The sequence below is a fragment of the Thiomonas sp. FB-Cd genome, assembly GCF_000733775.1.
In the GTDB taxonomy this organism is placed as follows: domain Bacteria; phylum Pseudomonadota; class Gammaproteobacteria; order Burkholderiales; family Burkholderiaceae_C; genus Thiomonas_A.
This window is the reverse complement of record NZ_JPOE01000005.1, coordinates 336978-359344: the sequence shown is the minus strand read 5'-3', so window position 1 is coordinate 359344 and position 22367 is coordinate 336978. Positions and strand designations below refer to the sequence as shown.

Sequence of the window (22367 nt, the reverse complement as noted above, 5' to 3'; positions counted from 1 at the left end):
GCTTTGCCTTCAGCGCGAGGACTCAGCGACAGCTGTCGAATTGACGGCTTCCGGCCGCGCAGTGGTCGATTGGCTGGAGCGATCCGTGATGGAACGGTGATCGGGTGCGTCCCCTGGGGCTGAATGATCTGTGTGCGCCGCGTCAACTGCCGTCGCCTGAGCTGCAGGCACGGCATCGGTGGCGCGGCTGATCAGCCGGCGCGCACCGTCGAAACGCCGTGCCCAGTAAGGGCTGTCGAGACTGCCAATCTGCACCTCTTGGCCGGGGCGTGGCGCATGAATGAACTCACCATTGCCGATGTAAATGCCTACATGCGAAAACGCGCGGCGCAGAGTGTTAAAAAAGACGAGATCGCCCGGGCGTAATTGATTTTCCGCGATCCTCTCGCCCTCACGACTTTGCTGTGCAGCGTTATGAGGCAGAACGAGGCCGAGAGTCTGCCGGTAGACATGGCGCACGAAACCGGAGCAATCGAAACCGGTGGACGCATGATCGCCACCATATTTGTAGCTGACGCCGAGGAAGCTCAAGGCGTTAATGACAAGATCGGAAGCGCGGCCGGACACTTGCCGAACCAAGCCACTCTGCGTGAGCCACTGCTGCAGCGTGTCGCCATTGCCCGGGTTGGCGTCAGAAACTTGCGCGGCGTTCGCGTCAGGCGTCGTCGGGGAAGGGGGTTGCGCGCGTGCAGCAGCCGAGCACGCCAACATGGCGAGCGAAACAGTCCATAGCAGTGCGTACCTTGGTCTCTTCCCCATAGTCGCGCAAATGTAACTGTCACCCCATGTGCCGTCAACCTCAAGTTGCCCAATCGCTGCGTTCGGATTCGGGTTGAGGCGAGTCTTGGGTCCAGCGCCACTGGGTCGACGTGCCTCGCACCGTGGGCCGCGCAAATGTTCGCGGCGGTGGAACAATAGGGTTCGATCAACGACAACGACGTGGAGACTGACGATGTTCAAGGCCTGGGTATTGAGCAAGGGTGACGATGGGTTTCAGGCACAGCTGCGCGATGTGGATGAGCGTGAGTTGCCCGAGGGCGATGTTCTCGTGCAAGTTCAGCACTCGACCCTCAATTACAAGGACGCCTTAGCACTGACGAACAAGGCGCCAGTCGTCCGCAAGTGGCCGATGGTGCCTGGCATTGATGGCGCCGGGACGGTTCTGGAGAGCCGTCATGCCGCGTGGAAGCCGGGAGACAGTTGGATACTGAATGGCTGGGGGGTTGGCGAGACGCATTGGGGGTGCCTCGCAGAGCGTGCCAGTCTCAAGGGTGATTGGCTCGTGCCCCTGCCGGTGCGGTTTGACACCCGACAGGCGATGATCATAGGCACTGCAGGCTATACCGCCATGCTCTGCGTTCAGGCCATCGCTCGCCACGACGTCAAGCCTGCCGACGGGGACGTGCTTGTCACGGGTGCAACGGGTGGCGTGGGTAGTATGGCAGTGAGCCTTTTGTCGCGCAGAGGATACCGCGTGGTCGCGGCAACGGGTAAGCAGGATGAGGCATCGTATTTGCACGAATTGGGCGCATCCGAGATCATCGATCGTGCCACCTTGAGCGCTCCGGGCAAGCCCCTTCAGAAGGAGCGCTGGGCGGCCGTCGTGGACACGGCGGGAAGTCAAATCCTCGCAAACGCTTGTGCGCAGACTCAATGGGGCGGCGTGGTGTCTGCATGCGGGTTGGCCCAGGGCATGGATTTTCCGAGTTCCGTGGCCCCCTTCATCTTGCGTAACGTGACTCTGGTCGGAGTGGATAGCGTCATGCAGCCGTTGGCCGCACGCCGCGCTGCCTGGGCCGCACTGGCCGACGAGCTCGACGCAAATCAGCTCGAGCGCATGGCCCGTGACGTGCCTCTGGACGGGGTGTTGGAGGCCGCGGCCAGCATCATGGCCGGCCAGTCCCGTGGGCGCATGGTGGTGACCATCTGAGGGGGCTGCGTTCGAGGAGCGCTGGACGCGCCCGCTGATGGAGCGGGCACGCCCGCCCAGGCCCAGGACAAGCTCACCGGCTTCGAAAGGTTTGAGGTCAGCAGGGCGTCAGCTCGCTTGCCTAACGTGAGGGGTTATAACAAAGAGGAGACCAAGCATGAAATACGCCGAATACCACCGTCGTTCGATCGCGCAACCGGAGGCTTTCTGGGCCGAACAGGCAGCGTTGATCGACTGGCACCGTCCTTGGAACCAGGTGCTGGACGGCAGCCAGCGTCCGTTCGCCAGCTGGTTTTCGGGGGGACTGATCAACCTGTGCCACAACGCGGTTGACCGTCACTTGCCTGCGCGTGCCAGCCAGCCAGCCTTGATCTGGGAGTCGACCGAAGTGGGGCAAAGCCGGACCCTCACCTATGCGCAGCTGCACACCGAGGTGCAGCGCATGGCGGCCATCCTGCGCGGGCAGGGCGTGGAGCAGGGCGACCGCGTGCTCATTTACATGCCGATGATCCCGGAGGCCGTGTTTGCGATGCTGGCCTGCGTGCGTCTGGGTGCGATTCATTCCGTGGTTTTTGGAGGGTTCGCGGCGCTGAGCCTGGCGACGCGCATCGATGATGCACGCCCCAAACTGGTGGTCAGCAGCGATGCTGGCTCCCGCGCTGGCCGTGTGGTTCCCTATAAGCCGTTGCTCGATGAAGCCATCGGGCGCGCGGCCCATAAGCCGGAAAAGGTATTGATGGTCGATCGCGGGCTTTATGCCTATCAACCCGTGCCGGGGCGCGATCTCGACTACGCGGCTGCATGCGCGACGGTGGGCGATACGCTTGTGCCTTGCGTGTGGGTCGACGCCGCGCACCCGAGCTATATCCTCTACACGTCAGGCACCACGGGCAAGCCCAAGGGTGTGCAGCGTGATACCGGTGGCCACGCCGTGGCCCTGGCGGCCTCCATGCGCGACATTTTCTGTGGTGATCCGGGTGGTGTCTTTTTCAGCACCAGCGATATCGGCTGGGTGGTGGGCCATAGTTATATCGTGTATGGGCCGCTGCTGCGTGGCATGACGACGCTCATGTATGAGGGCACGCCACTGCGCCCTGACGCGGGGATCTTCTGGAGCCTCGTCGAGACACATCGCGTTAACGTGATGTTTTCCTCGCCCACAGCCCTGCGCGTGCTCAAGAAATACGATCCTGAGTTCATGCGCAAATACGACCTGTCGTCGCTGCAGCGTCTTTTCCTCGCTGGCGAACCCCTCGACGAGCCGACGTCCACTTGGGCGTCGCAAGCATTGGGCAAGCCGGTCGTGGACAACTATTGGCAGACGGAGACTGGTTGGCCGATCCTGGGTATCGCCAATGGCGTCGAGGCCTTGCCCCCGAAGCTCGGCTCGCCTGGCGTGGCCATGCCGGGTTATGACGTCCAGATTTTGCACGAGGCAACAGGTGAGCCCGTTGCGCCCGGCGAGAAGGGTGTCGTGGCCATCCGTTGGCCGCTTCCACCCGGCTGTATGCAAACGGTCTGGGGTGATGACCAGCGATTCGTGAGCACCTACTGGTCCACATTCCCCGGGCAGCAGGCGTACTCCACCTTCGACTGGGGTGTCGCCGACGAGCAAGGCTACATCACAATTTTGGGTCGCACAGACGACGTCATCAATGTTGCGGGCCACCGATTGGGGACGCGGGAAATCGAAGAAAGCATCTCCAGCCATCCGGCGGTGGCTGAAGTTGCAGTCGTCGGTGCTGCCGACCCCGTCAAAGGACAGTCTGCCATGGCTTTCGTGGTGCCCCGCGAGACCTCCAAAATCGCCGATGCGGCGGGTCGCGCTAGTCTCGAAGCCGACATCATGCAGACGGTGCAGACCCAACTCGGCGCGCTAGCGCGGCCGGCTCGTGTGCGTTTCGTCGCGCTCTTACCCAAAACCCGATCGGGCAAGCTGCTGCGGCGTTCCATTCAGGCTTTGTGCGAGCAACGCGATCCGGGCGATCTCACGACATTGGAAGATCCGCTTGCGCTTGAGCAGATCCGTGAAGCAATTGCTCACCAATAACTAGGGAAAATCCTAGGCGGCTGGTCTGGACGGGGTGGCTGAGTCCCCTACAATTCATAAGTTCTTGCTTATACGTAGATTCGATGTCCACGCCAATCTCACCACCATTGCCGCTGCTTGACACGGCAACCGACGACGACGAGAGCGCCGAGCGCGTTTTTGTCTCGGCGGCGGAGTTGTTTGGTGTGTTGGCCACGCCCCTGCGTCTGCGCATCCTGAACGCCATTTGCAACCAGGAAAAAAGCGTCGGCGACATCATGGTGGCCGTCGATTCCACGCAACCCAATGTTTCGCAGCACCTGAAGGTGTTGTATCAGGCAGGGATCGTTGCCAAGCGGAGGGTGGGTAACCAGGTTTATTACCGGGTGCAGAGTGAGAAGGCGGTCCAGCTTTGCCGGACAGTCTGCACCCAAATTGCCATCGAGCTGGACGATCCAGAGTCCGTTTCCCAAACAGAGCGCCTGGCTCGGCGCATTTAGCTTTTCAACAAGCGAGTACGAGGATGAGTGACTACAGCAAAAGGCTAGGCCGGTTGCGTCCAGCACCGGAAAACTTCCTGACAGCCGAGCAGATCGCGCAGGTTCAGGGTGGTCGGCGCGACTTCTTGCGTCGGGCGTTCACTGCAGCGAGCGCGACGTTGGTAGCTGGAGGGGCGGCAAACGCCTACGGCGCCACCGCTGAAGAGCGCAAGGACTGGATTGGCGACAAAGGCAGCAAGTTCATTCTGGACAAGCCCGAGTGGGGAACCACGCTGGGCAAGCCAGTCGACGAGCCGCCCTATGGCACGCCTTCGAAGTACGAAGCCAATCTGGTGCGACGCATAAGCCCTGGCCTTGCGGCCGTCAACCAGGCTAATGTGGCGTTTGCGCCGCTGCAGGGGATGTTCGGCATCATCACGCCGTCGGGCCTGCACTTCAACCGCTCGCACCAAGGCTGGTATGACATCGATCCTGCGCAGCATCGCCTCATGGTGATGGGCGAGAAGGATCTGGTGAAAAACCCCAAGGTCTATACAGTGGGCGACATCATGCGCATGCAGCCCGTGTCGCGCATTCACTTCATCGAATGTGGCGCCAACTCCGCAATGGAGTGGGGCAACGTGGCTGTGCCCACCGTGCAGTACACGCACGGCATGGTGTCGTGCAGCGAATTTACCGGGGTGCCGTTGATCAAGCTGCTGGAGGACTGCGGCGCCAACTTGAACGGTGTTCGCTTCATCATGGCCGAAGGTGCCGATGGATCGCACGAAAATCGCACCATTCCGATGTCGCTCGTGCTCTCTGGCGAGGTGCTGGTGGCTTATGGCCAGAATGGCGAAATGCTGCGCCCGGAGAACGGCTATCCCATGCGACTGGTCGTGCCCGGCGTCGAGGGTGTCTCGCAGATCAAATATCTGCGCCGCATCAAGCTCGGTACCTCGCCCTTTGCGACCAAAGACGAAGTCCTGGGTTACGTTGACCTCATGCCCGACGGCAAGCTGCGTCAGTACACGTCGGTGATGGAGTGCAAATCGGTCATCACGTCGCCATCCGGCGGCCAGGTCCTGATGGACAAGGGTGTCTACAACGTCACCGGCATCGCGTGGTCTGGCCGGGGCAAAATCAAGCGGGTTGATGTGTCTTTCGACGGCGGGTCCAGCTGGCAGCAGGCGCGCATCGAAGGGCCGGTGCAAAACAAGGCGCTTACGCGGTTCAACATCCCCTGGGTGTGGAACGGCAAGGCGGCTTTCCTGCAAAGTCGCGCGGTTGACGAAACCGGCATGGTGCAGCCTACCTACCAAGAGCTTCGCAAAGTCCGCGGTACCCGCTCGGTCTACCACAACAATGCAATCCAAACCTGGCAAGTTGAAGAAACTGGAGATGTTCGCAATGTCCAACTCGCGAATTCGTAAGGCCGCCGTCGCGGCGGCGCTCACTGCGGCATTCTCAGTCGCTTGGGGCGCCAATCTGGGGTCCACCCTTGGCCGTGGGGCCACGTCGGACGAGATCAAGGCATGGAATATCGACGTGCGCCCCGACTTCCAGGGGCTGCCGGCCGGACAGGGCACCGTTGCCGAGGGTACCAAGCTGTGGGAAGCCAAATGCGCCTCCTGTCATGGTGATTTCGCCGATTCGAACTCCGTGTTTCCGCCGATCGTCGGTGCCTATCAGGCTTCCAAGCAGGATATTGCCACGGGCCGAGTGGCCAAGTTGGCCAACGTGACGGAAGGTGGCGGTACGTCGATCGAGAAGCTCTCGACACTCTCGACGCTGTTCGACTACATCCACCGCGCGATGCCATGGAATGCTCCGCTGTCGTTGAGCTGGAACGACACCTATTCCCTGGTTGCGTACCTGCTCAACCTGGCCAACGTCGTTCCCGCCAATTTCACACTCACGCGTGACAACGTGCAGCAGGTCCAGAACATGCTGCCCAACCGGAACGGAATGACCTGGAATCACGGCATGTGGCCAGGCAAGGAACTGGGCAATGGGGGTATCCCGGATACCCATAATGTTGAGTGCATGAAAAACTGCGCACCCAAGCCGGTCGTCCAGACCTTCATCCCCGAATATGCAATGAACACTTGGGGCAATCTGGCTGACGAGAACCGCCCCTGGGGCCCCATCCGCGGGCAGGTCACGTTGTCGAAGGCGGAGTTGAAGAAGGCTGAGGAGAGCAAGAATGCTGCTGCCACTGATCCAAATGCCAAGGTCGTGGCGTTGATCAAGGCCAATGGCTGCATCGCTTGCCATAGCTTCGGTGACAACAAGCTTGTGGGGCCTGGCTACCAGGAAATCGCCAAGAAGTATGCGGGTAAAACCGACATGGTCGGCGAGTTGACCACGCGTATCATGAAAGGTGGTTCTGGGGTTTGGGGGAGTATGCCCATGCCACCGCAGAGTATCAGCGAAGCCGATGCCAAGATGGTCGCGAACTGGGTTGTAGACGGAGCGAAGCAGTAAGCGTTTATGCCCTTGCGGCCAGGCTTTCTGTTTACGCATTTTTCATTTTGAGGAGCAAGTGGTATGAATCAAACTCGTCGTCAGGTCATGCAGCTCAGTGCTGGTGCGACCGTTGTGGGTCTGGCCGCCTCGGCCGGTCTTCTGCCCGTCACCGCGCAAGCGGCCGACGCCCCGGGCTGGGATCCCAAGCTGTTCGAAGCCAAATCGCTGGACGAAGTGGCCAAGATCCTGGGTGCCACCCCGACTGAAAGCACGGACGTGTCCATTGTTGGCCCGGATATCGCTGAAAACGGTGCTGTGGTGCCCGTGGGCGTGAAGTCGTCGGCAGCTGGGACCACCATGGTCGGGATCGTGGTGCAAAAGAATCCGACCGCAATGGTTGCCGCCTTCCACATGAAGGACGGTACCGAGCCGAACGTGGCCACGCGCATCAAGATGGCGCAGACATCCCACGTCTATGCCGTCGCCAAGGCTGGTGACAAGCTTCTGTACAGCAAGAAGGAAATCAAGGTCACCCTCGGCGGTTGCGGCGGCTGAACCCCCGCTTTCCACCACTCGGTTAATCAGACTATTTATTGGAGTTCACAATGCCCAATCCAATGCGCATGCGCGCTAACGTTGAAGGCGACGCGGTGGTTGTCCGCGTCCTGATGTCTCACCCCGAAGAGACCGGCCTGTTGAAGGGCCCAGACGGCAAGATCATTCCTGCCCATTTCATTCAGAAAGTGACTTGCACGAACAATGGCAAGACCGTTCTGGAGTGTGACTGGGGTACTGCAATTTCCAAGAATCCGTTCCTGGAATTCCGCTTCAAGGGCGGCAAGTCGGGTGACAAGGTTGCCGTGACCTGGCTGGATAACAAGGGCGAGACCCAGACTGACAGCACCACCGTATCCTGATCAATCGGTGTTTGAGTTTTCGCAACTTGTTTGACGCAGTACGCACTGTTCGCGAGGAGACTATGAAACTACGACTTAAAAAAATGGCCGCACTGGTCGGGATGACCGTTCCCGCCCTGATGCTGATCGGCGCCGGCGTAAATCAAGCGCAGGCGGCTTCGGAAACCCAAGAAGGCAACGCTTACCTTCAGTTGATGAATGAAATGGGCGGGAATCCTGCCGACTTCAACATCGACGACGGCAAGAAGCTTTGGGGTGAAAAGCGAGGCCCCAAGAACGTTTCTCTCGAACAGTGCAATCTGGGCCTCGGCCCCGGCGTGGTGAAGGGCGCGTATGCCCAGTTGCCGCGTTATTTTGCCGATACCGGCAAGGTCCAGGATCTGGAATCGCGCCTGGTCACGTGCATGGAAACCCTGCAAGGTTTCAGCGCCAAGGACGCCGATAAGGCGCCCTTCGCCAAAGAAGGTGGAAACGCTTCGCCGCTGGAAAACATTGCGATGTATGTGGCGCATGAGTCCGATGGGATGAAGATCGCCATTCCCCAGGACAACGCGCTGGAAAAGCAGTCCTACGAGAACGGCAAGAAGCTGTTTTTCTACCGTGCAGGGCCGTTCAACTTCTCGTGCGCCGCTTGCCATTCCGAGAGTGGAAAGCGCATCAAAATCTCAGCCTTGCCGAATTTGACGAACGCGGAGGCCGCTGTGTCGTATGCAACGTGGCCGGCGTATCCGAATTCCCAAGGTGTCGCCCGCACCCTCGAATGGCGCATGCTGGCGTGTGAGCGCCAGCAGCGGTGGCCGGCTCCCAAATTTACCTCCCGCGCTGTCATCGATCTGATCACTTACATGGGGGTGAATTCGAATGGCGCCACGCTCCACACGCCCACATTCAAGCGCTGATCGAGGAGACGACATGAAAAAATTAATGACCTTTACTCTTGCAGCAGCGGGTGCCGCATTGCTGAGCGGCTGCGCGGGCATGAATACGACGGCCTCCGGTGGCAGCGACAATCCATTTGCGACCGAGTCCTTCCAAAGCGTGCTCAAGAATGACTTCGTCAGCAAAGGGCAGGCGACTGTGGCTCGTCTGAAGCAGACGCCTCATCAATATGAGTGCTCGAAATACGCGTACCTCGGCCAGCCCATGCCAGCGGACCTGCAGAAAAAGCTCGAACAGATGGCCGCCGACAAGGTTGTCTATCCGAAGGATGGCCAATACCTCGGCGACTGGAAGGCGGGTCTGAAGATTGCCGAAAACGGTAAAGGCATGCAGTGGAGCGACAAGCCCGGCTCGCCCAATGGGGGTAACTGTCTGGCTTGCCACAAGATGATTGCGAACGATCCTTCACAAGGCAACATCGGCCCCGAGCTGTATCACTATGCCAAGCTGCGTGGCAACAGCGAAGCCGTTCTGAAGTACACCTGGGCGCGCATTTACGACTCGCAGGCCTTTAATGCCTGCAGTTACATGCCCCCATTTGGCGCTCATCAGATCCTGACCGAACAGGAGATGAAGGATGTGATGGCGCTGCTCATGGACCCGAATTCTCCGGTTAACAAGTAATCTCAAAGCTTCGAGGCTGGTCGACAGCCGATCAGCCGCGTCTGACCTGCCCGCCTCATCGTTGCCGATTGGCGGGCTTTTTCTTTCTCAAGGATCGACAATGAGCATTTCCCGCCGCGAGTTTCTGAGTGTTTTGGCTGCTGCCGGTGTCAGCGGATTTCCGATGATGCGCGAAGCCAGTGCAGCTGAGGTGGACAAGCTGTACAGCCCACCCGTGACGGGAAACGTGCATTTTTTGCACATGACCGACAGTCATGCCCATCTGCAGCCGATCTATTTCCGCGAGCCGAGCGTGAATATCGGTATCGGGACCATGGAGGGGCACCTTCCCCACTTGGTGGGGGCGCACTACCTCAAGCGCGTGGGCTTTCAGCCGAACACGCGCGAGTCATACGCGTTGACGTATCTGGATTTTGTACGCGCCAGCAAGCAGTACGGCAAGATGGGCGGGTATGCGCATATCGCCACGCTGGTCAAGAAACTCAAGGCCTCCCGCCCTGGCGCGCTGCTGCTCGATGGGGGCGACACGTGGCAAGGCACGGGCCTGTCGTTGTGGACCAAAGGCCAGGACATGGTTGACGCCCAGTTGCAGTTGGGTGTGGATGTGATGACTGCGCATTGGGAGTTCACCTACGGCCAGGATCGCGTCAAGGAAATCGTCAATAAGGATTTCAAGGGCAAGATCGATTTCGTTGCGCAGAACGTGAAGACGGCGGATTTTGGGGACCCGGTGTTTCCCAATTACGTGATGAAGCAGATGAATGGGGTGCAGGTGGCGATCATCGGCCAGGCATTTCCTTACACGCCAATTGCCAATCCTGGCTACTTGATCCCCGACTGGACCTTCGGCATCGACACCGAGCATATGCAAAAAACGGTGAACGAGGTGAAGAAGAAGGGCGCCCAGCTGGTGGTCGTGATCTCCCATAACGGCATGGATGTGGACCGGAAGATGGCTTCGCTGGTTGAGGGCATCGACTGCATTTTTGGTGGACACACCCACGACGGCGAAGCCGTGGCCGTGGAAATTCGGCGCCCATCGGGTGGCATGACCCTGGTGACCAACGCCGGCTCGCACGGCAAGTTCCTCGCCGTGATGGACTTCGACGTGCGTGGTGGAAAGATGGTCAGCTACAAATATCGCCTGCTGCCGGTATTCTCGGAACTCCTGCCTGCCGACGCCGACATGAACGCGCTGATCAAAAAGCACCGCGCACCTTACGAGAGCAAGATGAATGAGGTGCTTGCCCACACGGAAGGTGTGCTGTACAGGCGTGGCAACTTCAACGGCACCTGGGACCAGCTCGTGGTGGATGCCATGCTGGCCGTGCGCGGTGGTGACCTCGCCTTCTCGCCAGGCTTTCGTTGGGGGGGCAGCCTGCTGCCGGGCGAACCCATCACCCGCGAAGCGATGATGACCCAGTTGGCCATCACCTATCCGTACTGCACCTTGACCGATATGACAGGGGAGACCGTCAAGTCGGTCATGGAAGATGTGGGGGACAACCTGTTTAACCCGGACCCCTACTACCAGCAAGGCGGCGATATGGTCCGGGTTGGGGCGCTGGAGTACACCTGTGCGCCGAATGAAAAGATTGGCAACCGGATCCAGGATATGCGTTTGGGTGGCAAACCCCTCGATCCGAAAAAGACCTACAAGGTCGCAGGCTGGGCGCCAGTGCAGCAGGCATCGGCAAATGCGAGCAATCCGCCAATCTGGGATATCGTGGAGGAATACCTCAAGCACCAGAAGGTCATTAAGCCGCTCAAGCCGAATGAGCCCAAGCTGATCGGTCTCAAGGGAAATCCAGGCTTGGCGGATTACGCCAAGATGTGATTGTTGCGCTTGGCGTTGCTTTTGCCTTGCATCACGGACGAAAAACAGGCTGGAAGTAATTTCCGCCTGTTTTTTGTTATGGGCGCCGCGCAAAGCCCACATTCGGTGCCTGAGGCATTGCGCCGTTGCAAGGCGGTGGGTCCACTTGCGGTGGTGGGCGGAGACGAAAGCATTTTTGCGTTGCATCAAATCGGCTGGTACAGTTGATATAGGTCTTTCGTCATCGGACCGCTGTGCGCCACCATGGGGTACCCACGCTGGCGCATGGTGTTTCACCCACTTTATGCCGGGATACCCGGCGAACCAGTGAGCCCACCATGACTATCCAGCAGCTACGCGCCAACTCCTACCTGTTTGGCGGCAACGCTCCTTACGTCGAGGAGCTGTACGAAACTTATCTCGCAAACCCTGGTGCCGTTCCGGACCATTGGCGCGACTATTTTGACGCTTTGCAGCATGTGCCGGCCGTCGACGGCAGCAATTCACGCGATATTCCCCACGCGCCCGTGGTGTCGGCCTTTGCGCAACGGGCCAAGACCGGTCCGGCGCGACCGATCACGCTTGCGTCCGACGCGGACATGTCGCGCAAACGTGTTGCTGCGCAGCAACTGATCGCCGCTTATCGCAACGTTGGCGTGCGCTGGGCGGACCTGGATCCACTCAAGCGCACCGAGCGGCCTGAAATTCCCGATCTTGACCCTGCTTTCTATGGGTTCACCGATGCGGATCTGGAAACGGTTTTCAATACGAGCAACACCTATTTCGGCAAGGAGAGCATGAGCCTTCGCGAGCTCATCAACAACCTGCATGAAACGTATTGCGGCTCCATCGGCGTGGAGTTCATGTACCTGAGCGATCAGAACCAGAAGCGCTGGTGGCAGCAGCGGTTGGAAAGCATCCGTACCCGGCCGAGTTTCAGCGCCGACAAAAAGCGCGAGATCCTGGACAAGCTCACCGCGGCGGAAGGTTTGGAGCGGTTCTTGGCCACGCGTTATGTGGGGCAAAAGCGGTTTTCGCTCGAAGGTGGCGAGAGCTTTATCGTCGGTATGGATGAAATCATTCAGCGCAGCGGCGAGCGTGGTGCGCAGGAGGTCATCATCGGCATGGCCCATCGCGGGCGCTTGAATGTCCTGGTCAATACCTTGGGCAAGCGTCCCAAGGATCTGTTCGACGAATTCGAAGGAAGGCACGCGCACGACCTGCCATCGGGCGATGTGAAATACCACCAAGGCTTTTCAAGCGATGTCTCCACGCCTTCGGGGCCCGTCCACCTTTCGCTGGCATTCAATCCCTCGCATTTGGAAATTGTGAATCCGGTCGTTGAGGGCTCGGTGCGCGCGCGCCAGGAACGCCGTGGCGACAAGAAGGGCGTTCAGGTTCTGCCCGTGCAGGTCCATGGCGATGCGTCTTTCGCCGGCCAGGGCGTCGTGATGGAAACGCTGGCGTTGGCCCAAACCCGGGGCTATTCCACCGGCGGCACGGTGCATATCGTGATCAATAACCAGATCGGGTTCACGACGTCCGATCCGCGCGACACCCGTTCCACGCTCTATTGCACTGATGTCGTCAAGATGATCGAAGCGCCCGTTCTGCACGTCAATGGCGACGATCCAGAGGCGGTCGCACTTTGCCATCAGCTTGCGGTGGATTTTCGCACCGAGTTCAACCACGACGTCGTGGTCGACATCGTGTGCTTCCGCAAGCTCGGCCACAACGAGCAGGACACACCAGCTGTCACGCAGCCGCTCATGTACAAGAAAATCGCGGCTCATCCGGGCACGCGCAAGCTTTATGCGGACCGGCTGGCCAGCCAGGGCGTCATCGGCGAGGCTGATGGCGACGCCATGGTGCAGGCCTATCGACAAGCCATGGAAGACGGCGAGCGCGCCCTCGAACCCGTGCTTTCGAATTACAAAAGCAAATTCGCAGTCGACTGGACTCCGTTCCTGAACCGCAAGTGGACGGACAACGCCGACACGGCGCTGCCACTTGCCGAGATCAAGCGACTGGCCGATCGCATCACCACGTTGCCGCAGGACCTGAAGCTGCATCCACTGGTGGAGAAAGTCATCGCCGACCGAGCCAAGATGGGGCGGGGGGAGCTGTCGCTGGACTGGGGCATGGGTGAGCATCTCGCGTTTGCTTCGCTGGTGGCAAATGGATTCCCCGTGCGTCTGTCGGGCGAGGATTGCGGGCGAGGTACCTTCAGCCATCGCCATGCAGTGCTGCATGACCAAAACCGGGAGCGCTGGGACGCAGGCAGCTATGTGCCATTGCAGAACGTGTCCGAGGGGCAGGCGCCCTTCGTGGTGATTGACTCCATCCTGTCCGAGGAGGCTGTGCTCGGTTTTGAGTATGGCTATTCGACCGCGGACCCCAACACCTTGGTGATCTGGGAAGCCCAGTTTGGCGACTTCGCCAACGGTGCCCAGGTCCTGATCGACCAGTTCATCTCCGCGGCGGAGGTGAAGTGGGGCCGCGCCTCCGGCCTCACGCTCTTCTTGCCGCATGGCTACGAAGGGCAGGGGCCTGAGCATTCTTCAGCACGGCTCGAGCGCTATCTGCAGCTGTGCGCGGAGACCAACATTCAGGTCTGCCAGCCGACGAACCCGGCGCAGATGTTTCACCTGTTGCGCCGGCAGATGATTCGCCCATTCCGTAAACCCTTGGTGGTGATGACGCCGAAATCCCTGCTGCGGCACCAGCAGGCGCGCTCGACGCTAGCCGACTTGGCGAACGGGCACTTCCACACTGTGCTGGGCGAGCAGAGCGACCTCGATGCCTCGAAAGTCAAGCGCATGATCGTGTGCACGGGCCGGGTGTATTACGACCTGCTGGCCGAACGCACGCAGCGCGATGCGCAGGATGTGGCCATCGTGCGCTTCGAGCAGTTGTACCCCTTCCCCCACAAGGCCTTTGCCGCCGAACTCAAGCGCTATCCGCAGTTGCGCGATCTCGTGTGGTGCCAGGATGAGCCACAAAACCAGGGGGCCTGGTTTTTTATCCAGCACCACATTCACGAGAATCTGCAAGATGGCCAGCGGCTAGGCTATGCCGGGCGGCCAGCCTCGGCATCCACCGCCGTAGGCTATTTCGCCAAACACGCCGAGCAGCAGAAGGAACTCCTTGCAGCTGCCTTCGGCAAGCTCAAGGGCTTCATCCTGACAAAATAGCCCAAGGCTCTCCGCGCCGCGGTCCGGGCAGGCCTGAGGTCGGCCCAACTGGCTGCGCGCGGGGCGACAACCCGTTCACATCCCAAGCGAGATACCACCATGGCACTGATCGATGTCAAGGTTCCCCAATTGTCCGAATCCGTGGCTGAGGCCACTTTGTTGCAGTGGAAGAAAAAACCAGGAGAGGCCGTCAGTCAGGATGAAATCCTGATCGAAATCGAGACGGACAAGGTCGTCCTGGAGGTGCCGGCACCGGCATCCGGTGTCATGGCACACATTGTCAAGCCTGACGGCGCAACCGTCGTGGCCGACGAGGTGATCGCCAAGATCGACACCGACGCCAAGCCGCAAGTCAGCCCGCTGCCGGTTCAGTCCGTCGCTGCAGCGCCGGTCGTGGCAACGCCCGCCGCTGCAGCGACGGTGCCGGTCATGCCCGCTGCTGCCAAGATCATGGCCGAGAAGGGAATCGATGCCGCGAACGTGGACGGCACGGGCCGCGGCGGGCGCATCACCAAGGCCGACGTGCTGGGCTCGGCGAAAGCCCCCGCGCAGGCGGTCGCGCCGCAGGCACGGGTTCCCCAGGCAGGGCCGTTCAATGCACCCCAGGCGTTACCGCCGGTGGACGCCGATATCGACCTCTCGGCGTACGCAGAGCGTCCGGAGCAGCGCGTTCCCATGAGTCGACTGCGCGCGCGCATCGCGCAGCGCCTGGTGCAGTCGCAGGCTGAAAATGCCATCCTCACGACCTTCAATGAAGTGAACATGAAGCCCGTGATGGACTTGCGCAACGCCCACAAGGACCGATTCGAGAAGGAGCATGGCGTCAAGCTTGGGTTCATGAGCTTTTTCGTCAAGGCCGCAGTGCACGCGCTGCGCAAGTACCCAATCATCAATGCCTCGGTGGATGGCAGCGACGTGATCTACCACGGCTACTTTGACATCGGCATTGCGGTTGGCAGCCCGCGCGGACTGGTTGTGCCCATCTTGCGAAATGCCGATCAGATGAGTTTCGCGGACATCGAGAAGCAGATCGCAGAATTCGGGGTGCGGGCACGCGACGGCAAGCTGGCGATCGAGGATCTCACTGGCGGCACCTTCTCCATCAGCAATGGCGGTGTGTTCGGTTCGATGCTGTCCACGCCCATCATCAATCCACCGCAGGCCGCCATTCTCGGTGTGCACGCGACGAAGGATAGACCTGTGGTCGAAAACGGGCAGGTCGTGATCCGTCCGATCAATTACCTCGCGCTCAGTTACGACCACCGCATTATTGACGGGCGCGAAGCCGTGTTGGGTCTGGTCGCCATGAAGGAGGCGCTGGAAGACCCGGCGCGTCTGTTGCTAAACCTGTGAGGGCACGGTCATGACACAAGCAGTGGACCTCATCGTCATCGGCGCCGGCCCCGGCGGGTACATCGCAGCCATTCGCGCGGCGCAGCTCGGTATGTCGGTGGTTTGCATCGACGCCTGGGCGGGCCCCAAGGGGGGGCCGGCTCCGGGTGGTACCTGCACCAACGTGGGCTGTATTCCGTCGAAGGCGCTATTGCAATCGTCCGAACATTACGAGCACGCCGGGCACGCTTTTGCCGACCACGGGATCCAGCTCAAGGGGCTGGGCCTGGACCTTGCCCGCATGATTGCGCGCAAGGACCAGGTGGTGCGCCAGAACAACGAGGGCATCCTCTATCTCTTCAAGAAAAACAAGGTGCAGTTCGTACATGGACGTGCGTCCTTTGTTGGCAAGGTTGAAGGGGGTTTCCAGGTGCAGGTCGATGGCCCCACGCCGCAGACGCATACCGGCAAACAGGTGGTGATCGCCACAGGCTCCAGCCCCCGTGCCCTGCCCGGGGTTGCGTTTGACGAAGAACGGGTCTTGTCCAATACCGGAGCGCTGGCGTTGACGGAAGTGCCCAAGCGTCTTGGCGTGGTCGGCGCCGGTGTGATCGGCCTGGAAATGGGCTCCGTGTGGCGGCGTCTGGGGGCTGAAGTCACGGTGCTTGAAGCGCTTCCCGATTTTCTCGGGGCTGCCGACGCTCAACTGGCCAAGGAGGCCCTCAAGCAGTTCAAGAAGCAGGGTCTTGACATCCAACTCGGCGTCAAGCTCACCGAGGTGAAAGCCCAGGCCCAAGGCGTGAAACTGCAGTATGCCGATGCCCAGGGTGCGGCCCACGAACTCGAGGTGGATCGGCTTATCGTCTCCATCGGGCGCGTTCCACACAGCGATGGTTTGAACTTGGAGGCGGTTGGTCTGCAGCCCGACGCGCGAGGTTTTGTTCCGGTCGACGACGAGTGTCGGACCTCGATTGCGGGGATTTGGGCAGTGGGCGACGTCGTGCGCGGGCCCATGCTGGCACACAAGGCCGAAGAGGAAGGTGTGGCGGTGGCCGAGCGTATCAGTGGGCAAAAGCCACATGTGGACTTCAACACCGTGCCCTGGGTTATCTACACCAGTCCGGAAATCGCGTGGGTCGGGCAGACAGAGCAGGCCCTCAAGGCCGCGGGCCGAGCCTACAAGGCAGGGAGCTTTCCCTTCTTGGCCAACGGTCGGGCACGCGCGCTGGGTGACACAACGGGGTTCGTCAAGGTGCTGAGCGATGCCGAGACGGACACCATTCTTGGCGTGCACATCATTGGGCCGATGGCTTCCGAGCTCATCGCTGAAGCGGCAGTTGCCATGGAATTCAAGGCTGCGGCCGAAGACATTGCCCGGATCTGTCACGCCCATCCCACGCTGTCAGAGGCGCTGAAGGAAGCTGCACTCGCCACGGACGGTCGGAGCCTGAATTTCTAAGCTTGTTCATGGATGTGACGGAATACGCCCTGCAGGCGTTGGGTGAGCGGGGTTTCAAGCCCGACGCTGCGCAACGTGTTTCGATCGCTCGTCTGCAGCGCGCCTTTGACGAGTGGGTCGCCTACAAGTCGCGCCGTTCCACGGCGGTGCGGCGCATGCTGATTCATCCCGAACTTCCACGCGGCGTATACCTCTGGGGTGGCGTGGGGCGAGGCAAGAGTTTTCTGATGGACGCCTTTTATGTGACCGTGCCGGTGGTGCGCAAGACGCGGTTGCACTTTCATGAGTTCATGCGCGAGGTGCAGCGCGAACTGGCCATACTGCAGGGTACGCAAGATCCCTTGCAGGAACTGTCGCGCCGCATCGCGCGGCGTTTTCGCCTGATCTGCTTCGACGAATTTCACATCAGTGACGTGACGGACGCGATGATCCTTCATCGCCTCCTCCAGGGTTTGTTCGACGACGGCGTCATGCTGATGGCGACCAGCAATTTCGAACCGGATGCCCTGTATCCAGACGGCTTGCACCGCGACCGTATCCTGCCAGCCATTGATCTGATCAAGAAGAACATGGACGTGCAGCACATGGACGGTGGCAGGGACTATCGGCACCGCGCCATGCGGGCCATGAGCCTGTACCACATGCCCCTGGGGCCAGCGGCCGACACGGCGATGGAGCAAACCTTTGAATGTCTCGCGGAAGCGGCCGAGGATGATCCCACGCTTCACATTGAATTCCGCGAGCTCATTGCCCTGCGCAGGGCGGGGGGCGTCATCTGGTTCGACTTTGAATCCCTGTGCAATACACCGCGCTCGCAGAACGACTATCTTGAAATCGCCGCGCGCTTCCATACCGTTCTGGTGTCGGACGTGCCGCGCATGACACCCGAGCGTGCCAGTGCCGCGCGCCGCTTTACGTTGTTAGTGGACGTTCTTTACGACCGCAACATCAAGCTCGTGCTCTCGGCCGAAGTCAACCCGGCCGCGCTATACCCGTCGGGCCCTCTCGCGTACGAGTTCGAGCGAACGGTCTCGCGTCTGCTGGAAATGCAGACATCGGCCTATCTCGCCAAGGGACGGCGCGAGGTCCAGACCGCGCTCACCTGATGCGTACCCGCTTGCCCGATTGGCGCCATGCGCTTGCCGCGCCCAAGCGTGCCTGCGGCATCTGCCAGAGCGCTGCGCTGATGGTGGTCTGCTTGGTGATGCTCGCCGCATTGATGGCCGGCGGCCGAAAAGCACAGGCGGCCGCAGACATGCCTGGTTCGTCGCCAGGAGCGGCCTTGCCGGTCGCACAAGTCATCGCACCGACAACGGATGGCGCACCCGAACGCGCCGCTGAGCGCAGGCAGATCCGGCAGCAGCGACGCGATCTTGACGCCGCATACGCGCACCAACAGGCCGCCTGCCAGCGCCGGTTCTTCGTTAACCAGTGCTTGCAGGATGCCTCGCGACGCTATCGCTCGGCGGCCGGGTCGTTGGAGGCGCAGCTCAATGCTCTCGATCTTGCCGCTCGCGAACAGCGCGCTGCAGCCGAGCGAGCACGGGTTGAACGTAATGTGCGCGAGCGCCAGCAGCCCAACGTGAAACCCATCCAAACGCAACCTACAGAACTTGGGCAGGAACAGGCCGACAAGCAACGTCGCCAAGCCGAGCGCCAGGAACGGGAGGCGGCTCATGAAGCGGCTTATGCAGCCAAGCAGGAGCAGGCCACCAAGCGGCTGCAGCGCAGTCCAAAGCCGTATGGCAAGGTTCGCCCCCGCGTACCAACGCCCGCTGCACATACCAGTCAGCCCGAGTCTGCCTATGCGGCCAAACTTGCCGACTACCAGCGCCGCCAACGAGACGCTGCCCGACGCGCCCAGCAAAAGCCACCGGCTCCCCCGCTTCCTTTACCACCCGGGTATTGAACGCGCGCCACTTGCCGCACGGCGGCGGGAAGACCAAGCCGTTGCCGCGAGATGCCTATCGGGATTTGGCGATGCGGGGTGCGGATGTTGATCGGGGATCGCTGCGCAGAAGCTTGAGCACGGCCAGAGAAAGGTTGTCGCCTCCTCCGACGGCCCGCTGCCTGGCCTTTGCGATGAGAAACTCACAGGATTCGCGCGGATCGAGTCGATCGAGTGCCGAGCCCAGTTCGGCATCAACAAAGTAATGCCACAATCCGTCGCTGCACAGCAAAACCACGTCCCCGGGTTTGAGCCGCATGCTTTCGTAGTTGAAGGGTGGCTCCTCGTCAGCCCCCAGGCTGGCCGTGAGCACATTGCTCATCGGGTGGTTGCGTGCCATGGTCTCGCTCAGCGCGCCTGCATCGACCAGTTCTTGCACATAGGAGTGGTCCTTTGTGCGGGTCTCGAGCTTCCCGCCCCGAAAGACGTGTACGCGCGAGTCACCTACATGCGCCCAGTGGCAGCTTCCATTGGGCTCCACAAGCGCGCATGCCACTGTGGAATGGGGCTCCTGCTCGGCAGAAATTGCGCTGAGCTTGATCATCAGATGGCTCTCGCGCACGATGCTCTGCAGCAGGCTGCGCGGATCGTCCTGGCTGGGCACATAGCGGTCAAACAATTGCTGTGCAGTGAGCATGACTTGGTCAGCTGCCATGCGTCCGCCACTGCGCCCGCCCATACCGTCGGCCACCACCGCCAGTACCAAGCCTGGCACGCGTGCGTGGGGGAAGACTTCAATGCGGTCCTGCTGATACTGGCGGTCGCCTCGGTGGATGCCTGTGGCAGCCTGCAACTGAAGACGGGTATGTGTCGGACTCATCAATCAATCACTGTCTGATGCTCTACCTTGCGCGTTGGCCTGGGTTCATACAATGGACTCATGCCCTCCCAAGCACGCATGCGGTAAGACCGATGGAAGAGAACCTGCGTTCTGCCAACCGGCGATTGATCGAACTGCGCATGGAGCATGCGGATCTGGACGACACCATCGACCGGCTCGCGCACCATGCCCCCGATCAGGAACTCCTGTTGCGCAGGCTGAAGAAGAAGCGGCTGCAGCTTCGCGATCACATCGCACTCCTGGAATCGGCCTTGCAGCCGGATGAGCCCGCTTGAATCCTCTCGAACAAGCGCCTGAGCATTTTAGGCAGAACAGCGCTGCCTCCTGCGCGGATGTGGCAGAGGCGAGTCCGAGCTCCCATGATTTTGTGCTCTCCGACGCCTTGTGGGGTGAGCGCGGTCTGTTTGCGGCAGCGCTGCCGGGTTGGCACGAGCGTCCGGGTCAACGCAAGCTTGCCGCGGCGGTGTCCCGCGCCATTGGCGAGCGCGGCATCCTTCTGGCCGAAGCGGGTACCGGCACGGGCAAGACACTGGCCTATCTGGTGCCAGCGCTGATGCATGGCGAGCGCGTGATCGTATCCACGGCCACACGCGCCTTGCAGGATCAACTTTCCCGCAAAGACCTGCCGCTGGCAAGCGAGGTGCTGGGCGTGCAGGTGCGCACAGCCGTTCTCAAGGGTCGGGCAAATTATGTGTGCCACTACCGCCTCAAGCGCGCGCAAAGTGACGGCCTCCTGGACACGCGTCGTGCCGTGCAGGAATTGCGACGCGTGGCCCGCTTTGCGGGCACGTCAGTCGACGGCGACTTGTCCGCGTTATCAGGGCTCGACGAGCACTCGCCCATCATTCCTCTTGTGACGTCCACGCGCGACAACTGCCTCGGCTCGGACTGTCCCGACTATCGACAGTGCTTTGTGATGAGGGCCAGGCGCGAGGCGCTCGCCGCAGACGTCGTGATCATCAACCATCATCTTTTCTTCGCCAACGTGGCCCTGCGCGATGAAGGCGTGGCCGAGCTCTTGCCCAGCGCAACCACTGTGGTGCTGGACGAGGCCCACCAGCTCTCTGATATCGGTGCACAATTTCTCGGCACTGCCATTGGTACTGCACAAGCGCACGATCTGGCGCGCGACATTCTCGCTTGTGGAACGCAGTTGGCGCGGGGCCTTGCCGATTGGCAGAGTTTGTCCAGTCGGCTGCAAAAGGCGGTGCGTGACCAGCGCCTCACCGCGCCGATGGGCCAGCACCGAATGGACTGGGGCCAAGCACAGGCGTTGCCGGGCTGGCGTGATGCGCTGAGGCAGTGGCAGGCGGAGCTGGCCGCACTGGAAGTCGCCCTCGACCCTTTTGACGCGCTGGCCCCCGAGTTTGCGCGTTTGATCGCACGCTGCCGTGAACAGCGCGAGCTTCTCACCAGTTGGCAGCGCGACACCGCAATCGAGCCCGATGTCAGCACCGCGCCGCCCGCGGCGCAGGAGGCGGTGCGCTGGCTTGAGGTGGGCAGCCATCATCTGAGGCTGCTGGCCACACCACTGGGGATAGGAGCGGCGTTCTCGGCGTTGCTGGCGCAGCGCCCCCAGGCCTGGGTACTGGTGTCGGCGACGCTCACGCTTGATGGCGGGTTTCGTTACACGCGCGCGCGGCTGGGACTGGGTGAGGGTAGCCCCGCGCTGGATGCCATGGAGGGGGTCTCAGCACCCCGCCTGCGCGAGTTGCGGGTAGAAAGCCCGTTCGACTACGCACGGCAAACCCGCTTGCTGGTGCCACGCACAGGCTTTCATCCATCCGACGCCGATCATGCCTTGCATGTGGCCGATCTGGCTGCGCGGCTCATCGCGGTCAATCCTGGCGGCAGCTTCGTGTTGACGACCACGCTGCGCGCAATCGGCCGCATTGCCCAGCGCTTGCGTGAATTGCTACCACCAGGGCGGACCGTTTTGGAACAGGCGAGCGAGTCAAAGCAAGTGCTTCTGCAGCGGTTCTCGATCGACTCCAGGGCTGTACTGGTGGGTAGCCACAGTTTCTGGGAGGGGGTTGATTTCCCTGGAGACAAGCTCACTCTGGTGGTGATCGACAAGCTTCCTTTTGCGCCGCCCGACGATCCCATGGTGGCCGCCCGGCTTAAACGTCTGGAGGCGGCGGGGCGCAACGGCTTCATGGACTATTCACTGCCGCAGGCCGCTCTTGCGCTGCAGCAGGGCGCCGGCCGGTTGGTGCGCAGTGAGCGCGACTGGGGCGTGCTGGCCGTCTGCGACCAGCGCTTGGTCACCACGGGTTGGGGAAAGCGCCTGTTGGCGTCGCTGCAGCCTTTTGGGCGGGTGCAGGCGGTTGAGGAGGCGATGGATTTTCTGGTTGCGCACAGTCACAAGCCAGAAGCTGATTAGAAAAGAC

The 22367-nt window shown here is 61.0% G+C and carries 19 protein-coding genes; 17 read left to right on the top strand and 2 right to left on the bottom strand.

The window, feature by feature from the left end:
- Positions 1–9: 9 nt before the first annotated feature.
- Entirely contained in the window at positions 10–759 is a 750-nt protein-coding gene (locus tag CD04_RS23320; protein WP_081858043.1) for a C40 family peptidase, read from the bottom strand.
- A 193-nt stretch (positions 760–952) separates the two neighbouring features.
- On the opposite strand from CD04_RS23320, the gene CD04_RS0115255 reads away from it, so the two are divergent.
- From CD04_RS0115255 to CD04_RS0115180, 15 genes are all read left to right on the top strand, one after another.
- Positions 953–1930: an MDR family oxidoreductase gene (locus CD04_RS0115255; RefSeq protein ID WP_031408296.1), complete on the top strand. Its 978-nt coding sequence runs from the start codon at positions 953–955 to the stop codon at positions 1928–1930.
- A 157-nt stretch (positions 1931–2087) separates the two neighbouring features.
- On the top strand, positions 2088–3980 hold the full coding sequence (locus CD04_RS0115250) for a propionate--CoA ligase (protein WP_031408294.1): 1893 nt from the start codon (positions 2088–2090) through the stop codon (positions 3978–3980).
- Between the two features lie 83 nt (positions 3981–4063).
- On the top strand, positions 4064–4459 hold the full coding sequence (locus CD04_RS0115245; protein WP_031408293.1) for a helix-turn-helix transcriptional regulator: 396 nt from the start codon (positions 4064–4066) through the stop codon (positions 4457–4459).
- 23 nt (positions 4460–4482) lie between these two features.
- Positions 4483–5871, top strand: coding sequence for a sulfite dehydrogenase (gene soxC / locus CD04_RS0115240; protein ID WP_031408291.1), 1389 nt, complete (start codon positions 4483–4485; stop codon positions 5869–5871).
- Positions 5849–6925, top strand: a complete 1077-nt coding sequence (locus tag CD04_RS0115235; RefSeq protein WP_031408289.1) for a c-type cytochrome — start codon at positions 5849–5851, stop codon at positions 6923–6925. Before soxC ends, CD04_RS0115235 begins: the two co-directional genes overlap by 23 nt.
- 63 nt (positions 6926–6988) lie before the next feature.
- The gene (soxY, locus tag CD04_RS0115230) at positions 6989–7462 is read left to right on the top strand and encodes a thiosulfate oxidation carrier protein SoxY (RefSeq protein WP_031408286.1); all 474 of its coding nucleotides are present in this window, start codon (positions 6989–6991) and stop codon (positions 7460–7462) included.
- Positions 7463–7512: 50 nt separating this feature from the next.
- Complete coding sequence (gene soxZ, locus CD04_RS0115225; protein WP_031408285.1) at positions 7513–7824, top strand: thiosulfate oxidation carrier complex protein SoxZ; 312 nt, start codon at positions 7513–7515, stop codon at positions 7822–7824.
- Between the two features lie 62 nt (positions 7825–7886).
- On the top strand, positions 7887–8723 hold the full coding sequence (gene soxA / locus CD04_RS0115220; RefSeq protein ID WP_031408283.1) for a sulfur oxidation c-type cytochrome SoxA: 837 nt from the start codon (positions 7887–7889) through the stop codon (positions 8721–8723).
- A gap of 13 nt (positions 8724–8736) precedes the next feature.
- Positions 8737–9387 (top strand): sulfur oxidation c-type cytochrome SoxX, encoded by a 651-nt coding sequence (soxX, locus tag CD04_RS0115215; RefSeq protein ID WP_031408281.1) that lies wholly within the window; start codon positions 8737–8739, stop codon positions 9385–9387.
- A 100-nt stretch (positions 9388–9487) separates the two neighbouring features.
- Positions 9488–11224, top strand: a complete 1737-nt coding sequence (gene soxB / locus CD04_RS0115210; protein ID WP_031408279.1) for a thiosulfohydrolase SoxB — start codon at positions 9488–9490, stop codon at positions 11222–11224.
- Between the two features lie 317 nt (positions 11225–11541).
- Positions 11542–14397, top strand: coding sequence for a 2-oxoglutarate dehydrogenase E1 component (locus tag CD04_RS0115200; protein ID WP_031408275.1), 2856 nt, complete (start codon positions 11542–11544; stop codon positions 14395–14397).
- Positions 14398–14496: 99 nt separating this feature from the next.
- Positions 14497–15750 carry a 2-oxoglutarate dehydrogenase complex dihydrolipoyllysine-residue succinyltransferase gene (odhB, locus tag CD04_RS0115195; RefSeq protein WP_031408273.1) on the top strand — a complete coding sequence of 418 codons (1254 nt, stop codon included), beginning with the start codon at positions 14497–14499 and terminating at the stop codon, positions 15748–15750.
- 10 nt (positions 15751–15760) lie between these two features.
- Positions 15761–17188, top strand: a complete 1428-nt coding sequence (gene lpdA, locus CD04_RS0115190) for a dihydrolipoyl dehydrogenase (protein ID WP_031408271.1) — start codon at positions 15761–15763, stop codon at positions 17186–17188.
- An 8-nt stretch (positions 17189–17196) separates the two neighbouring features.
- Entirely contained in the window at positions 17197–18294 is a 1098-nt protein-coding gene (zapE, locus tag CD04_RS0115185) for a cell division protein ZapE (protein WP_031408269.1), read from the top strand.
- Entirely contained in the window at positions 18294–19097 is an 804-nt protein-coding gene (locus tag CD04_RS0115180) for a hypothetical protein (protein WP_031408267.1), read from the top strand. Before zapE ends, CD04_RS0115180 begins: the two co-directional genes overlap by 1 nt.
- A 55-nt stretch (positions 19098–19152) precedes the next feature.
- Here the strand turns inward: CD04_RS0115180 and CD04_RS0115175 are convergent, their stop codons facing one another.
- The gene (locus tag CD04_RS0115175) at positions 19153–19956 is read right to left on the bottom strand and encodes a PP2C family serine/threonine-protein phosphatase (protein WP_031408265.1); all 804 of its coding nucleotides are present in this window, start codon (positions 19954–19956) and stop codon (positions 19153–19155) included.
- 92 nt (positions 19957–20048) lie between these two features.
- On the opposite strand from CD04_RS0115175, the gene CD04_RS0115170 reads away from it, so the two are divergent.
- Positions 20049–20252 (top strand): DUF465 domain-containing protein, encoded by a 204-nt coding sequence (locus CD04_RS0115170; protein ID WP_031408263.1) that lies wholly within the window; start codon positions 20049–20051, stop codon positions 20250–20252.
- Between the two features lie 92 nt (positions 20253–20344).
- Entirely contained in the window at positions 20345–22360 is a 2016-nt protein-coding gene (locus tag CD04_RS0115165; protein WP_231480657.1) for an ATP-dependent DNA helicase, read from the top strand.
- Positions 22361–22367: the final 7 nt, after the last annotated feature.

Bases quoted from the DNA above. Each gene is read 5' to 3' on its own strand.
- CD04_RS23320 (WP_081858043.1), bottom strand. From the start codon at position 759: ATGGGGAAGAGACCAAGGTACGCACTGCTATGGACTGTTTCGCTCGCC.
- CD04_RS0115255 (WP_031408296.1), top strand. From the start codon at position 953: ATGTTCAAGGCCTGGGTATTGAGCAAGGGTGACGATGGGTTTCAGGCA.
- CD04_RS0115250 (WP_031408294.1), top strand. From the start codon at position 2,088: ATGAAATACGCCGAATACCACCGTCGTTCGATCGCGCAACCGGAGGCT.
- CD04_RS0115245 (WP_031408293.1), top strand. From the start codon at position 4,064: ATGTCCACGCCAATCTCACCACCATTGCCGCTGCTTGACACGGCAACC.
- soxC (WP_031408291.1), top strand. From the start codon at position 4,483: ATGAGTGACTACAGCAAAAGGCTAGGCCGGTTGCGTCCAGCACCGGAA.
- CD04_RS0115235 (WP_031408289.1), top strand. From the start codon at position 5,849: ATGTCCAACTCGCGAATTCGTAAGGCCGCCGTCGCGGCGGCGCTCACT.
- soxY (WP_031408286.1), top strand. From the start codon at position 6,989: ATGAATCAAACTCGTCGTCAGGTCATGCAGCTCAGTGCTGGTGCGACC.
- soxZ (WP_031408285.1), top strand. From the start codon at position 7,513: ATGCCCAATCCAATGCGCATGCGCGCTAACGTTGAAGGCGACGCGGTG.
- soxA (WP_031408283.1), top strand. From the start codon at position 7,887: ATGAAACTACGACTTAAAAAAATGGCCGCACTGGTCGGGATGACCGTT.
- soxX (WP_031408281.1), top strand. From the start codon at position 8,737: ATGAAAAAATTAATGACCTTTACTCTTGCAGCAGCGGGTGCCGCATTG.
- soxB (WP_031408279.1), top strand. From the start codon at position 9,488: ATGAGCATTTCCCGCCGCGAGTTTCTGAGTGTTTTGGCTGCTGCCGGT.
- CD04_RS0115200 (WP_031408275.1), top strand. From the start codon at position 11,542: ATGACTATCCAGCAGCTACGCGCCAACTCCTACCTGTTTGGCGGCAAC.
- odhB (WP_031408273.1), top strand. From the start codon at position 14,497: ATGGCACTGATCGATGTCAAGGTTCCCCAATTGTCCGAATCCGTGGCT.
- lpdA (WP_031408271.1), top strand. From the start codon at position 15,761: ATGACACAAGCAGTGGACCTCATCGTCATCGGCGCCGGCCCCGGCGGG.
- zapE (WP_031408269.1), top strand. From the start codon at position 17,197: ATGGATGTGACGGAATACGCCCTGCAGGCGTTGGGTGAGCGGGGTTTC.
- CD04_RS0115180 (WP_031408267.1), top strand. From the start codon at position 18,294: ATGCGTACCCGCTTGCCCGATTGGCGCCATGCGCTTGCCGCGCCCAAG.
- CD04_RS0115175 (WP_031408265.1), bottom strand. From the start codon at position 19,956: ATGAGTCCGACACATACCCGTCTTCAGTTGCAGGCTGCCACAGGCATC.
- CD04_RS0115170 (WP_031408263.1), top strand. From the start codon at position 20,049: ATGGAAGAGAACCTGCGTTCTGCCAACCGGCGATTGATCGAACTGCGC.